The organism is Microbacterium sp. A84 (genome assembly GCF_051842815.1).
In the GTDB taxonomy this organism is placed as follows: domain Bacteria; phylum Actinomycetota; class Actinomycetes; order Actinomycetales; family Microbacteriaceae; genus Microbacterium.
Genome location: NZ_JBPXMS010000001.1, coordinates 20,533 through 34,106, shown reverse-complemented (window position 1 = coordinate 34,106; position 13,574 = coordinate 20,533). Strand labels below are relative to the sequence as shown.

Here is a 13,574-nt window from a genome sequence, read left to right as displayed (position 1 = left end):
CCTTTCGATTGGGCAGATTGCCCGTAAACGTCAAGTATACGACGGTGGCGGGGTCGCAACCCCGCCACCACTCATACGCCGACGTGCTTTTCGAACCGGATGATCGCGGCGAAGTCGTTGACGACGAGGCTCGCGCCACCGACCAACGCGCCATCCACATCAGGCTCACGCATGAAGCTGGCGATGTTCGCCGCCTTCACCGATCCACCGTAGAGGATGCGGGTGCGTGCTGCGGCATCGTCATCCAGAGTCTTCGCCAGCACACCGCGCAGCGCAGCGCAGACATCCTGTGCCTGCTGAGGAGTAGCTGCCTGTCCAGAGCCGATCGCCCAGACCGGCTCGTAGGCGACGACGATGTCAGCGGATGCCGGAACATCCTTCAGCGCTGCCGCCAGCTGACCGGCGGGAACGGCGCTCGCGCCGAACTTCTCCAGGTCTTCTGCGGTCTCGCCGACACAGATCACGGGAACGAGCCCGTGCTTCAGCGCGGCCTGCACCTTGGCAGCCACGACATCGTCACCCTCGGCGTGGTATTCACGACGCTCTGAGTGACCGATGATGACGTACTTGGCATCCATCTTCGCCAGGAACGCACCGGAGACCTCACCGGTGTACGCGCCGGAGTCGTGGGCCGAGACATCCTGCGCACCGAGTGCGAACGGGATCTTGTCCGCATCGATCAACGTCTGCACGCTGCGGATGTCTGTGAAGGGCGGGAAGACCGCAACCTCGACCGAGCCGTCTTCGTGCTTCGCGTCCTTGAGCGCCCAGTGCAGCTTCTGCACGAACGCAACCGCCTGCAGGTGGTCAAGGTTCATCTTCCAGTTGCCCGCAATCAGCGGGGTACGCCTGTTCTGCGGAGCAGACGAATCTGCCGTATTTACGCCCATCCGAGCACCTCCAGGCCGGGTAGTTTCTTGCCCTCGAGGAACTCGAGGCTTGCGCCTCCGCCCGTCGAGATGTGACCGAACTGGTCATCCGAGAAGCCGAGCTGACGCACAGCTGCTGCGGAGTCACCGCCGCCGACGACTCCGAGGCCATCGACCTCGGTGAGCGCCTGAGCGACGGCCTTGGTTCCGGCAGCGAAGGCCGGGAACTCGAACACGCCCATCGGGCCGTTCCAGAACACCGTCTTCGAGCCGCGGATCGCCTCAGCGAACGCCGCTGCCGTTACCGGCCCGATGTCGAGTCCGATGCCGGAGGCACCGAACGACGTCTGCTCGATGGCATCCGCCGCAACGGTCTCGTGCGCAGCATCCGCCGCGAACGACGCCGCCACAACAACATCCGTCGGCACCACGATCTCGACGCCGCGCTCAGCGGCCTCAGCAATGTAGCCACGAACGGTGTCGAGCTGATCTTCCTCGAGGAGGCTCGCGCCGACGGCGTGCCCCTGTGCCTTCAGGAAGGTGAACAGCATGCCGCCGCCGACGAGAATACGATCGACGCGCGGAAGCAGGTGGGAGATCACACCGAGCTTGTCGCTGACCTTCGAACCACCGAGAACGACCGTGTAGGGACGCTCCGGGTTCTCGGTCAGACGGTCGAGCACGTCGAGCTCGGTCGCGATCAGGAGACCTGCCGACGAGGGCAGCAGCTCCGCAAGCTCGTAAACGCTCGCCTGCTTACGGTGCACAACACCGAATCCATCCGAGACGAGCGCGTCGCCGAGCTCCGCAAGCTCTGCAGCGAAGGCCTTGCGGGTCGCGTCGTCCTTCGAGGTCTCCCCTGCGTTGAAACGCAGGTTCTCGATGACGACGACGCCGCCATTCTCAACGGATGCCACGGCCTCACGAGCTGACTCGCCCACCGTATCGCGCGCGAACGCGACCGGCGTACCGAGCAGTTCGGCCAGGCGCTGAGCAACAGGCTCAAGGCTGTACTGCGGGTCTGGAGCGCCGTCGGGGCGTCCCAGGTGCGAGCACACGATCACGCGTGCGCCCGCATTGATGAGGGCATTCAAGGTCGGCAACGAGGCACGAACACGGCCATCGTCCGTTATGACGCCGTCCCGCAGAGGAACGTTAAGGTCACAACGGACGATGACGCGCTTGCCCTCGAGCGAACCCAGTGAATCCAGGGTGCGCAGGGTCATGATCTTTTTAGAGACGCTCTGCGACGTACTCGGTCAGGTCGACGAGACGGTTGGAGTAGCCCCACTCGTTGTCGTACCAGCTGGAGACCTTCACGAGGTTGCCACTGACGTTGGTCAGCGTCGAGTCGAAGACCGACGAGTGTGCGTTGTGCACGATGTCGCTCGAGACGATCTCGTCCTCGTTGTACTGCAGGTAGCCCACCAGGCGACCGTCAGCAGCTGCCTTCTTGTAGGCCGCGTTGACCTCGTCAACCGTGAGGTCCTCACGCTCGGTGATGATCGTCAGGTCGACGATCGAGCCGGTGGGAACCGGCACACGGTAGGAGGAACCGCTGAGCTTGCCGTTGAGCTCGGGGAGCACAACGCCGATCGCCTTTGCGGCGCCGGTGGATGCCGGGGTGATGTTGATCGCAGCACCACGTGCGCGGCGCAGGTCGCTGTGCGGGCCGTCCTGCAGGTTCTGGTCAGCCGTGTAGGCGTGCGCAGTCATCATGAAGCCGCGGACGATGCCGAACTCATCATTGAAGACCTGGGCAAGCGGAGCCAAGCAGTTGGTGGTGCAGGACGCGTTGGAGATGATGTTGTGCGCGGCCGCGTCGTAGGTGTCCTCGTTCACGCCCATGACGAACGTGGCGTCGACGTCGGTGCCGGGAGCGGAGATCAGAACCTTCTTGGCACCTGCATCGATGTGCTTCTGTGCGAGCGCACCCTTGGTGAAGAAGCCGGTCGACTCGATGACGATGTCGACACCCAGCTCGCCCCAGGGGAGGCTTGCGGGGTCGCGCTCTGCGAACGCCTTGATCTTCTTGCCGTTGACAGTGATGCTGTCGTCGTCGTAGCTGACCTCGGCATCCAGAACACCGCTGACAGAGTCGTACTTGAGCAGGTGCGCAAGGGTCTTGTTGTCGGTGAGGTCATTCACCGCGACGATTTCGAGGTCTGCTCCCTGCGCAAGTGCTGCGCGGAAGAAGTTACGTCCGATACGACCGAAGCCGTTGATGCCGATCTTGACAGACACTAATGTCTCTCCCTGTTTCTTGAGCGCTCTCGCGCATTTTCAATAGAGAATTCGTGGACAACGGCGTCCTGACGGGCTAGCTGCCCATCAGGACGCCCGTCTTTGTTACGACAGTACCAGCAGGCCGTTCGTCTGCTTACGGGCGACGTCAAAACGCTTTGCGACGTTTTCCCAGTTGGCGATGTTCCACGCGGCCTTGACATAGTCGGCCTTCACGTTGAGGTAGTCGAGGTAGAAGGCGTGCTCCCACATGTCGAGCTGGAACAACGGAATCGTGCCCTGCGCCGCGTTGGACTGCTGGTCAAACAGCTGCTGGATGATCAACCGCTGGCCAATCGAGTCCCAGCTGAGCACCGACCAACCGGAGCCCTGGATTCCCATGGCCGTGGCGGTGAAGTGCGCCTGGAACTTCTCGAAGGAGCCGAAGTACTCGTCGATGGCGGCCTTCAACTCGCCCTCAGGCTGACCGCCACCGTTCGGGGAGAGGTTGGTCCAGAAGATCGAGTGGTTGACGTGACCGCCGAGGTTGAACGCAAGGTCCTTCTCGAGCTTGTTCACGTTCGCCAGGTTGCCGCTGTCGCGAGCCTCTGCGAGGCCGTCGAGCGCAGCGTTCGCACCGCCGACGTATGCCGCGTGATGCTTGCCATGGTGCAATTCCATGATCTTGCCGCTGATGTGCGGTTCCAGTGCCGCGAAGTCGTAGGGGAGGTCAGGGAGCGTGTAGATCGCCATGTCGCTTTCATCCAATCCGCGCCGCGCCGCGGCACTTGTCGGTCCTCCGCGCCACCCAAATGCGGCGAGGAGCAGACTTTTTCATCCTACTGACGACAACGCCCCCACGGTGGGGATCCTTCCGTCGATGACAAGAAATGTCAGCGAGCGTGGGGATCAGACGTCGAGGCCGGCCGGAACCGCCGCTTCGGTTCCCGAGATGCCTTCCTGTTGCGCACGCTTGTCTGCCATTGCCAAGAGGCGACGGATGCGTCCTGCGACGGCGTCCTTCGTCAGCGGCGGCTCGGCGTGATGACCGAGCTCATCGAGGCTGGCATCCCGATGTGCGAGGCGCAGTTCACCAGCGAGGCGCAGATGGTCGGGAATATCCTCAGCGAGAATCTCCAGCGCACGCTCGACGCGAGCGCACGCGGCCACAGCCGCCTGTGCTGAGCGTCGCAGATTCGCATCGTCGAAGTTCACGAGCCTGTTGACACCAGCGCGCACCTCGCGACGCTGACGCATTTCTTCCCAGGCGGCCGCCGTCTTCTGTGCACCCATCTGGCTCAGAATCGAACGAATAGCCTCGCCCTCGCGTACGACCACACGCGGCGTACCACGCACCTCGCGAGCCTTCGCGGCCACACCGAGTCTGTGAGCGGCGCCGACGAGCGCCATGGCCGCCTCAGACGTCGGGCACGTGACTTCCAACATCGCCGAGCGACCAGGCTCGGAGAGGGATCCCGCAGCGAGGAACGCACCGCGCCAGAGACCGGCGATCTCTTCGCGAGACCCAGTGGTCAGCCGGTTGGGCAGCCCCCGCACCGGGCGTCGGCGCTGATCGAGCAGACCGGTCTGACGAGCGAGGGTCTCCCCTGCGGCGATGACACGGACGGCGTACCGCGGGCCATCGTGTGAGCTGGAGGATTGCACCTGTGCGATTTCGGGGCGCACTCCATAAATCTCGGCAAGATCGCGAGCGACGCGGCGTGCCAGCAGATCGGCATCAACCTCCGCCTCAACAGCGACCCGACCGGCGATCGAGTGGAGTCCACCGGCGAACCGGAGGATTGCGGTGACTTCCGCGACTCGCACCGTCGGGGGTGCATTGCGGATGCTGACGAGTTCAGCCTTGACGTCGGTGGTTAGTGCCACGGGACTCCTTGTAAAACTTGATGCGTCGGATCGCGACGCAAAGAACTAGTTTACCCGGCGCGGCGCCGTTCTATTCTCGGCCGAGGTCGCGATGACGCACGTTGATTGCAATCCCTGGAATCGAGGAGAGCCGTTTGGCAAGCGCTTCCGACATCGCGACCGAGCGGTGCTTGCCACCAGTGCATCCGATCGCGACCGTTGAATGACCCTTGTTCTCGCGTTGATAACCCGCAAGTACCGGCTCAAGTGCCTTGGCGTAGGCCTCGAGGAATTCAGCGGCTCCCTCGCGGGAAAGCACGTAGTCCCGCACCGACTCGTCCTGACCGGTCAGTCCACGCATCTCCTCTTGCCAGTAAGGATTCGGCAGGAATCGCATATCGGCGACCAGATCGACGTCGGTCGGTAGCCCATATTTGAACCCGAAACTCAGAATCGTCAGTCGGTGCCGCGCGGCACCCTCCTCGGAGAAAGTCTCGGAGACCTGCGTCGCGAGTTGGTGAATGTTCAACGAAGAGGTGTCGATGACGATGTCGGCAGCTTCCCGAACCAGCGTCAGTCGAGAACGCTCCAGACGGATGCCGTCGAGCAGCGTGCCGTCTTCTTGCAGCGGATGCGGCCTGCGCACCGATTCGAACCGGCGAACGAGCACATCATCAGAAGCATCGAGGAAGACCACCTTGACGCTGCCACGCGAGCGAAGAGCACGCGCAACCTCGGGGAAGTCGTTGAATAGATTGCGTCCACGCACATCGACGACCGCGGCAACCTTGGGAAGTGCTCCCCCACCGATGTCGGTGAGATCGAGTAGCGGGCGCAACATCTGCGGCGGGAGGTTGTCGACGACGTACCAGTCGAGATCCTCCAGCGCATTTGCCACCGTTGAACGTCCTGCACCGGACATGCCGGTGACGATGAGGAACTCGTTCTTCTCCTCGTCGACCATCGGTTCTCCTTCTCCTGTGAAGGCCAGCCTATCGAGTCGCGAGGTGAGTGTGGATGCTCTGCGCAAGGGCCGGGCCAATCCCCGGAACTTCCTGGATCTCGGGCGAGGTCGCGGCGCGCAGCGCAGTGACCGATCCGAAGTGTTTCAGCAGCACCTTGATGCGTGATGCGCCCAGGCCAGGCACCTCCTCGAGCACCGTGGAAATGTCACGTTTGCGGCGCTTACGCTGATGGATGATGGCGAACCGGTGCGCCTCATCGCGCAGCCGCTGCAGCAGGTAAAGCGCTTCGCTCGTGCGGGGCAAGATCACGGGGAAGTCCTCCCCCGGCAGCCATACTTCCTCCAGTCGTTTCGCGATGCCGCACAACCCGATCTCCGTATGCCCGGAGTCGCGCAGTGCCCGGGCCGCTGCCTCGACCTGCGGCTTTCCGCCATCGACGAGCAGCAACTGCGGAGGATACGAGAAGCGTGGCTTCTTGCGCGTAGTGACGACGTCATCGCCTTCGGCGAGCGGGTCAGCATCCACCGGGAGCACCTCGGCGTCCTCCGGCCGGTCCAGATATGCCAGGCGCCGCATGAGTACCTGATACATCGAGTCGGTGTCGTCTGTGGTCTCCGCAATATTGAACGACCGGTACTGGTCTTTGCGCGACAGCCCGTCTTCGAACACGACCATGGATGCAACGACATTCGTGCCGCCGAGATGCGAGATGTCGTAGCACTCGATCCGCAATGGTGCGGTGCCAAGGCCGAGCGCTTCCTGCAGGTCGGTGAGCGCTTGGGTGCGTGCCACGTAATCGGTGGTGCGACGCGTCTTGTGACGGATGAGTGCCTGCTGCGCGTTCAGCGTCGCGGTGCGCATCAGCTCGGCGCGCTGCCCGCGCTGCGCCACGGCGACCTCGACCTTGCGGCCACGGCGCTCGCGCAGCCAGATCTCCAGCTCGGGCGCGTCGTCTGGAAGGGAAGGAACGAGGACACGCCGCGGCACGTCAACACCCTCGCCGTAGGCGCGCTGCAGCACCTGGTCGACGAGCTCGGAGCCGGAGATGTCGATCTCCTTCTCGATGGTCGTGGCGCGCACGCCTCGCACGCGCCCGCCACGGATCACGAAGTGCTGCACGGTGGCGGCGAGTTCGTCCTCTGCGATGCCGAACAGGTCGGCATCTTCGTCCGCGGGCAGCACCAGCGAGCTCTTACCGAGCACTGCTTCGATCGAGGACAGCTGGTCGCGATACTTCGCGGCCGCCTCATAGTCCATGGCTGCGGAGGCTGCCAGCATCCGCTTGGTGAGGTCCTTGGCGAAGCGCTCGTCTCCACCGGCCATGAACGCGACGAAATCGTCGACCATCGCCCGGTGTTCCTCGATCGACACCTTCATCGAGCAGGGGCCACCGCACTTGCCGATCTGCCCGGGAAAGCACGGGCGGCCTGTCGCCATGGCGCGCTTGTAACTCGAATCGCTACAGGTGCGAATCGGAAACGCCTTGACCATCAGGTCAATCGTCTCGTGCACCGCCCACACTTTCGGGTACGGACCGAAGTACCGCGCTCGAGGGATCTTCCGGTTACGGGTGACCAGCACGCGCGGTGCTTCGTCGCCGAGGGTCACTGCCATGAACGGATAAGACTTGTCGTCCTTGTAGCGCACGTTGAACGGCGGATCAAACTCTTTGATCCACATGTACTCGAGCTGCAGCGAATCCACGTCGGTTGGGACGACTGTCCACTCCACAGAGGTCGCGGTCGTGACCATCCGTCTGGTGCGCTCATGCAGGGTGCGCAGGGGCGCGAAGTAGTTCGAGAGCCGCTGCCGCAAGTTCTTCGCCTTGCCGACGTAGAGCACGCGCCCCTCAGCATCTCGGAATCGATACACACCCGGGTCTGTCGGGATCTCGCCCTGTGCGGGCTTGTACGGCAGCACGTCGGCCATCAGCTGGCCTTCCGCGCCCCGCGTCCCGCGTTGAGGATCTCACCGAGGAACATGCCGGTGTGGCTCTCCTCGACGCGCGCGATCTGCTCTGGGGTGCCGGTGGCGAGAATCTGGCCGCCGCCGGAACCACCTTCAGGTCCGAGATCGATCACCCAGTCCGCGGATTTGATCACGTCGAGGTTGTGCTCGATGACGATCACGGTGTTGCCCTTATCGACGAGAGAATTCAGCACCTCAAGGAGCTTGCGGACGTCTTCGAAGTGCAGGCCGGTGGTCGGCTCGTCGAGAACGTAGATGCTGCGGCCGTTGCTGCGGCGCTGAAGCTCTGTGGCGAGCTTGACGCGCTGCGCTTCACCGCCCGACAGGGTCGTCGCGGACTGACCGAGGCGCACATACCCGAGCCCCACATCCACCAGCGTCTTCATGAAGCGATGGATCGCCTGGATGGGCTCGAAGAACTCGGCTGCCTCTGCGATCGGCATCTCCAGAACCTCGGCGATGTTCTTGCCCTTGTAATGCACAGTGAGCGTGTCACGGTTGTACCGCTTGCCGTGGCAGACTTCGCAGTCAACGTACACGTCGGGCAGGAAGTTCATCTCGATCTTGATCGTGCCGTCGCCGGAGCACGCATCGCATCGGCCGCCCTTGACGTTGAAGCTGAACCGGCCAGGCAGGTAGCCACGCACCTTTGCCTCTGGCGTCTCGCTGAACAGTGTGCGGATGCGGTCGAAGACACCGGTGTATGTCGCCGGGTTCGAGCGCGGAGTGCGACCGATGGGCGCCTGATCGACGTGCACCACCTTGTCGAGGTTGTCGAGCCCGGTCACGCGAGTGTGCTTACCTGCGAGCGTGCGTGCGCCGTTGAGCTTGGAGGCGAGCACCCGATAGAGGATGTCGTTGACCAGCGAGGACTTGCCTGAGCCGCTCACACCGGTGACGGCGGTGAGCACGCCGAGCGGGAAGTCGGCAGTGACGTTCTGCAAATTGTTCGCGCGAGCGCCGACGACGCTCAGTAGCCGCTTCTTATCGATCTTGCGGCGTTTCTTGGGCATCGGAATCTCGCGCCGTCCGGCCAGATAGTCGGCGGTCATCGATTCTGTTTCACCGAGCAGCGCCGAGTACGGCCCGGAGTGCACGACGGAGCCGCCGTTGACCCCAGCACCAGGTCCGATATCGACGACCCAATCAGCGGCCTCGATCGTCTCTTCATCGTGTTCGACGACGATCAGCGTATTTCCCAGGTCGCGCAGCTTCTGCAGGGTGTCGATCAGACGCCGGTTGTCGCGCTGGTGCAGACCGATCGATGGCTCGTCGAGAACGTAGAGCACACCAGTGAGCCCAGAACCGATCTGGGTGGCCAGACGGATGCGCTGCGCTTCACCGCCGGAGAGCGAGCCGGCCGCGCGACTGAGATTCAGGTACGCGAGGCCCACTTGCAACAGGAAGTCGAGACGGACACGGATCTCACGCAGCACCTGAGCCGCGATCTTCGCCTCACGATCGGTCAGAGTCAGCGTCGCCATGAACTCGTGTGCGTTGGCCAGGCTCAGGTGCGAGACCTCGGCGATCGAGTGCCCGTGCACCTTGACCGCAAGCACCTCGGGCCGGAGGCGATTGCCATCACATGCGGGGCACGGCACCTCGCGGAGGTACTCGCCCCAGCGCGCGCGCTGATTGTCGCTCTCGGCCTGCGCATACTGACGCTCGATGTAGGGCACAACGCCCTCGAAGCCGGAGGCGTAACGCATCTCACGGCCGTAGCGGTTCTTCCATTTGACCGTGACCTTGTAGTTCTCGCCACGGAGAATGGCATCCTGCACGTCGACACGCAGGTCTTTCCACGGCGTGTCGAGATCGAAGTTCAGGTCACGAGCAAGACCATCGAGGAGCCGCTCGTAGTACTGGAACAGCCCCTTGCCCTGCGTCGTCCACGGGATGATGGCGCCCTCGCGGATGGAGAGCTCTTCATCGCCCAGCATCAGGTCGACGTCGACGGACATGCGCGTGCCCAGACCGGAGCAAGTGGGGCAGGCACCGAACGGAGCGTTGAATGAGAAGGTGCGCGGCTCGATCTCGGTCAGCGTGATCGCATGCCCGTTGGGGCAGGCCAGATTCTCGGAATACGACTGCCAGGCGTCATCGCCCTCCGCCTCGACGAAGTTGACCTGCACGACACCGTCGGCGAGTCGCAGCGCGGTCTCAACGGAGTCGGTGACGCGACTCAGAATGTCATCGGATGCGACAAGCCGGTCAACGACCACGGCGATGTCGTGCTTGTAGCTCTTCTTCAGCGTCGGCGGCTCAGCCAGCTGGATGAGATCGCCGTCGACGATGGCACGCGAGTATCCCTTCGCGCCGAGCTCGCGGAACAGGTCAACGAACTCGCCCTTCTTCTGCGAGACGATCGGTGCCACGATCTGGTAGCGAGTGCGCTCCGGCAGCTCCATGAGCTGATCGGCGATCTGCTGCACCGTCTGGCGCTGGATCTTCTCCCCGCACTCCGGGCAGTGCGGGATACCAATGCGCGCCCAGAGCAGACGCATGTAGTCATAGATCTCGGTGATCGTGCCGACCGTCGAGCGCGGGTTACGGTTCGTCGACTTCTGATCGATCGAGACCGCAGGGCTGAGTCCCTCGATGAAGTCGACATCGGGGCGATCAACCTGACCAAGGAACTGCCGAGCATAGGCGCTCAGCGATTCGACGTAGCGTCGCTGACCTTCAGCAAAGATCGTGTCGAACGCGAGGCTGGACTTCCCAGATCCGGACAGGCCGGTGAACACGACGAGAGAGTCGCGTGGGATGTCGATGTCGACGTTCTTGAGGTTGTGGACGCGTGCACCGCGAACACTAAGTTTTCCGGCGCTGACTACAGGGACAATAGGCACCGCACAAGTCTACGAGGGGCCACAGACATTGGCTCCGTGAGCGCGCTCAGGAACGCTTCTCAGCGCGTTTCGTCCTCAGCAGGAACAGGATCACAAACGTTGCCAACGCTCCGGCCCCGATGATCGCCGCGCTCGCAACTGTCACTGTCTCGGAGAGGAAGGCCAGCATCACCAGGAGCGTCAGCGGTTGAGCGATGAGTTGTATGAGCAGCAGACGGCGCAGGCTCGGCCACAGGGCGGCAAGCACCACGCGGGAACGCCAAGGGATCACTAACAACAGCGACGCCACGACATGGATGACGTGCACAGCCAGCACAGCGGCCATTGCCCGCCACATGCTGGGATCGTTCATCAGCATCCCCACGACGACGCCTGCGATCGAGATCCATCCGCCGAAGCTCTGCGGCACGATCACACCCAGCACCGCTGCTACCACGACGACAACCTGCCAACCAGTGATCGGCACCAGCAGGAGTGCCACGACGGCGACGAACACGATGAAGGCAATGCGTAACACGATGGCAGGCATCGAGGCAGCAGTGCGAAGCCGGTCATTCCGACGACGGAGGTCAATCATCGTCTGGTCCTCACCATCGCGCGTAACGTCGCTGGGACATCGTCGCCCCACGCCGCCATGTCGACACCGGCATTACCCAGGTCATGCAGCACCTCTTCACGCTCGGCCAGAACAGTGCGCAGGGCCAAGTGCTGTTCTCTGCTCAGTCTGGTGCGATCAAGCACCGGCAAGACGTCGACCGCGACCACGCGATGACCGGCCGCCCGCCACATCAGCGCGATATCGGATGCCGCACCGTCGAAGAACGTCGACAGCACGAAGATCACCGAGCCGTGTGGCACGGGTGGCGTACGGCGAAATCGGGTGTCTTCGCCTGCCTGCCCTGTCGCAGAAATCGCGGCTTCAACGCGGGCGAGATGCCGCGCGCCGGCCCCGCTGCGAACCGAGCGCCCACCATGCATGAGCACATGCAGCGTCACCCTGTCGCCCGCAGCGATCGCCGCAGCGGCAATGGACCGCGCCGCCTGCCGCGAGAGATCGAGCGATGTCACCCCGCTACGTTCCAGATCGCCGCTCCCCCACGTCGCGACCGCAGTGCCCAGATCGTCGGCCGTGTCCATCGCGATGACGACAGTCGCATCGCTCAGAGTGTTCGTGCGCCGCACCATCATGTCCCCCGGCCGGCGCGACATACGAGCGGTAGCTCGCCAGTCCACCCGGCGCAGTTCGTCGCCAGGGACGAACTGATGGATATCCCGGAAGTCACCTCCCTGCCCCTGCCGACGCCCTTCATGGCTACCATGCATGCCCGTCAGGCGGGGCGAGAGCGGCAGCAACGGCAGTAACGTCTCGGCGGGAGCGACGTTGCGCACAAGCTGTGTGACCGGCGTTGCAACGCCGAGCACAGCCCCGTCCACGGAGAATCCTCGAGCGGATGCCTTCACGGCTGTGACCGGCCCTGAATGCAGAGACTTGCTGAGCGAGAATACTGGGGCTCCGCCGACGGGAACAAGCAGATGGCGTCGACGCCGCTCCGATTGCACCACAACGAGTTCGGCGAGCTCCGCATCACCGGTGACCGTGATCTCGGTGCTAAGAGTGCCGTCATCGTTCGCGCCGGGCAGCGCGCGCAGCACGACCGCGGTCGATTCTGCGCCGCTGCGGCGGGCCAGCGCGGCTCCGCTCAATAATGCCAACGGCAAGCCCATCGCGACGACGTCGGGCCGCGAGAAGATCAGCCCCATGGCCGCGATCGCAGCAGCGCCGGCGAACCCGATCACCAGGCCCGGACCCCAGCGGCTCCGCACAGAATCGACACTCACGCCGGCGCGCCGACTGTCGGCGGCACTGGCACTTGACTCACGATGCCCTGGATCACCTGCTCCGCGCTGACGCCCTGCGCCCATGCCTGCGGGGTCAACGTCAGGCGATGCGCGAGCACCGGCACAGCGATGCGCTTGATGTCATCGGGACGCACAAACTCGCGGCCGTCCAGCGCAGCGAGAGCGCGCCCGAGAAGGAGGAGACCCAGCGAACCGCGTGGCGACGCTCCCACCGCGACGTTCTGCGCGTGACGGGTGGCGCGGGCGATGTCCACGCAATACCGCGCGATATCCGGGTGCACATGGATTGCTTCGACGGCCTGCTGCACTTCGACGAGTCTGGCCGCGTCGATCACCGGCGCCACGCTGGTTGCTTCTTGCTGTCGAGCGATTCGATTCGTCAGAATCTGAGCCTCGCCTGCTACGTCTGGGTACCCCACAGCCAGTCGCACCATGAAGCGATCAAGCTGTGCCTCCGGCAGGGCATACGTGCCCTCGTACTCGATCGGGTTCGACGTCGCGATCACGTGGAAGGGCGCCGCGAGCGGAAAGCTGTTGCCTTCAACGGTCACCTGGCGCTCCGCCATCGCCTCCAACATGGCCGATTGTGTCTTCGGTGTGGTGCGGTTGATCTCGTCGGCGAGCAGTAGACCGGTGAAGATCGGCCCAGGGCGAAATACGAATTCCCCGGTATCCGGCGCATAGACGTACGATCCGGTCACATCTCCAGGGAGCATGTCCGGCGTGCACTGGAGGCGTCGGAAGTCGAGACCGAGAGCGGATGCCAGAGTTCTGGCCGCGAGCGTCTTGCCGAGCCCTGGCACATCTTCGAATAGCACATGGCCGCCGGCGAGAATCGTCGCCAGTGCAATCTCGACAGGGTTGTCCATGCCGACCACGACAGTGCGGACGGCCGCGAGGATCTGAGCACCGGTCTCTGCGATCGAAAGACTCTGGGCGATCGAGCTGGTCTGGGTCATCGAGCTGTCCTGGGT

General features: G+C 63.6%; 11 protein-coding genes. All 11 read right to left on the bottom strand.

The window, feature by feature from the left end; genetic code table 11:
• Nucleotides 1–71 precede the first annotated feature (71 nt).
• Nucleotides 72–890, bottom strand: coding sequence for a triose-phosphate isomerase (gene tpiA, locus ACSU04_RS00165; RefSeq protein ID WP_439277871.1), 819 nt, complete (start codon nucleotides 888–890; stop codon nucleotides 72–74).
• Nucleotides 881–2,095 (bottom strand): phosphoglycerate kinase, encoded by a 1,215-nt coding sequence (locus ACSU04_RS00160; RefSeq protein WP_439288055.1) that lies wholly within the window; start codon nucleotides 2,093–2,095, stop codon nucleotides 881–883. The genes tpiA and ACSU04_RS00160 overlap by 10 nt, the downstream gene beginning before the upstream one ends.
• Nucleotides 2,096–2,102: 7 nt before the next feature.
• A complete protein-coding gene (gene gap, locus ACSU04_RS00155; RefSeq protein WP_439277869.1) occupies nucleotides 2,103–3,113 on the bottom strand; it encodes a type I glyceraldehyde-3-phosphate dehydrogenase in 1,011 nt (336 codons plus the stop codon).
• 105 nt (nucleotides 3,114–3,218) lie between these two features.
• Nucleotides 3,219–3,845: a superoxide dismutase gene (locus tag ACSU04_RS00150; RefSeq protein WP_439277868.1), complete on the bottom strand. Its 627-nt coding sequence runs from the start codon at nucleotides 3,843–3,845 to the stop codon at nucleotides 3,219–3,221.
• Between the two features lie 156 nt (nucleotides 3,846–4,001).
• Nucleotides 4,002–4,979, bottom strand: coding sequence for a DNA-binding protein WhiA (whiA, locus tag ACSU04_RS00145; protein ID WP_439277867.1), 978 nt, complete (start codon nucleotides 4,977–4,979; stop codon nucleotides 4,002–4,004).
• A 70-nt stretch (nucleotides 4,980–5,049) separates the two neighbouring features.
• Entirely contained in the window at nucleotides 5,050–5,922 is an 873-nt protein-coding gene (gene rapZ, locus ACSU04_RS00140) for an RNase adapter RapZ (protein WP_439277866.1), read from the bottom strand.
• A 28-nt stretch (nucleotides 5,923–5,950) separates the two neighbouring features.
• Nucleotides 5,951–7,852, bottom strand: coding sequence for an excinuclease ABC subunit UvrC (gene uvrC, locus ACSU04_RS00135; RefSeq protein WP_439288054.1), 1,902 nt, complete (start codon nucleotides 7,850–7,852; stop codon nucleotides 5,951–5,953).
• Nucleotides 7,852–10,740 (bottom strand): excinuclease ABC subunit UvrA, encoded by a 2,889-nt coding sequence (gene uvrA, locus ACSU04_RS00130; RefSeq protein ID WP_439288053.1) that lies wholly within the window; start codon nucleotides 10,738–10,740, stop codon nucleotides 7,852–7,854. Before uvrA ends, uvrC begins: the two co-directional genes overlap by 1 nt.
• A 46-nt stretch (nucleotides 10,741–10,786) precedes the next feature.
• The gene (locus ACSU04_RS00125) at nucleotides 10,787–11,317 is read right to left on the bottom strand and encodes a hypothetical protein (protein ID WP_439288052.1); all 531 of its coding nucleotides are present in this window, start codon (nucleotides 11,315–11,317) and stop codon (nucleotides 10,787–10,789) included.
• Nucleotides 11,314–12,579, bottom strand: coding sequence for a DUF58 domain-containing protein (locus ACSU04_RS00120; protein WP_439288051.1), 1,266 nt, complete (start codon nucleotides 12,577–12,579; stop codon nucleotides 11,314–11,316). The genes ACSU04_RS00125 and ACSU04_RS00120 overlap by 4 nt, the downstream gene beginning before the upstream one ends.
• Nucleotides 12,576–13,559: an AAA family ATPase gene (locus ACSU04_RS00115; protein ID WP_439289388.1), complete on the bottom strand. Its 984-nt coding sequence runs from the start codon at nucleotides 13,557–13,559 to the stop codon at nucleotides 12,576–12,578. Before ACSU04_RS00115 ends, ACSU04_RS00120 begins: the two co-directional genes overlap by 4 nt.
• Nucleotides 13,560–13,574 lie beyond the last annotated feature (15 nt).

Coding starts and splice junctions, on each gene's coding strand:
- rapZ (WP_439277866.1), bottom strand. CDS start 5,922: ATGGTCGACGAGGAGAAGAACGAGTTCCTCATCGTCACCGGCATGTCC.
- tpiA (WP_439277871.1), bottom strand. CDS start 890: ATGGGCGTAAATACGGCAGATTCGTCTGCTCCGCAGAACAGGCGTACC.
- ACSU04_RS00150 (WP_439277868.1), bottom strand. CDS start 3,845: ATGGCGATCTACACGCTCCCTGACCTCCCCTACGACTTCGCGGCACTG.
- uvrC (WP_439288054.1), bottom strand. CDS start 7,852: ATGGCCGACGTGCTGCCGTACAAGCCCGCACAGGGCGAGATCCCGACA.
- ACSU04_RS00160 (WP_439288055.1), bottom strand. CDS start 2,095: ATGACCCTGCGCACCCTGGATTCACTGGGTTCGCTCGAGGGCAAGCGC.
- ACSU04_RS00125 (WP_439288052.1), bottom strand. CDS start 11,317: ATGATTGACCTCCGTCGTCGGAATGACCGGCTTCGCACTGCTGCCTCG.
- ACSU04_RS00115 (WP_439289388.1), bottom strand. CDS start 13,559: ATGACCCAGACCAGCTCGATCGCCCAGAGTCTTTCGATCGCAGAGACC.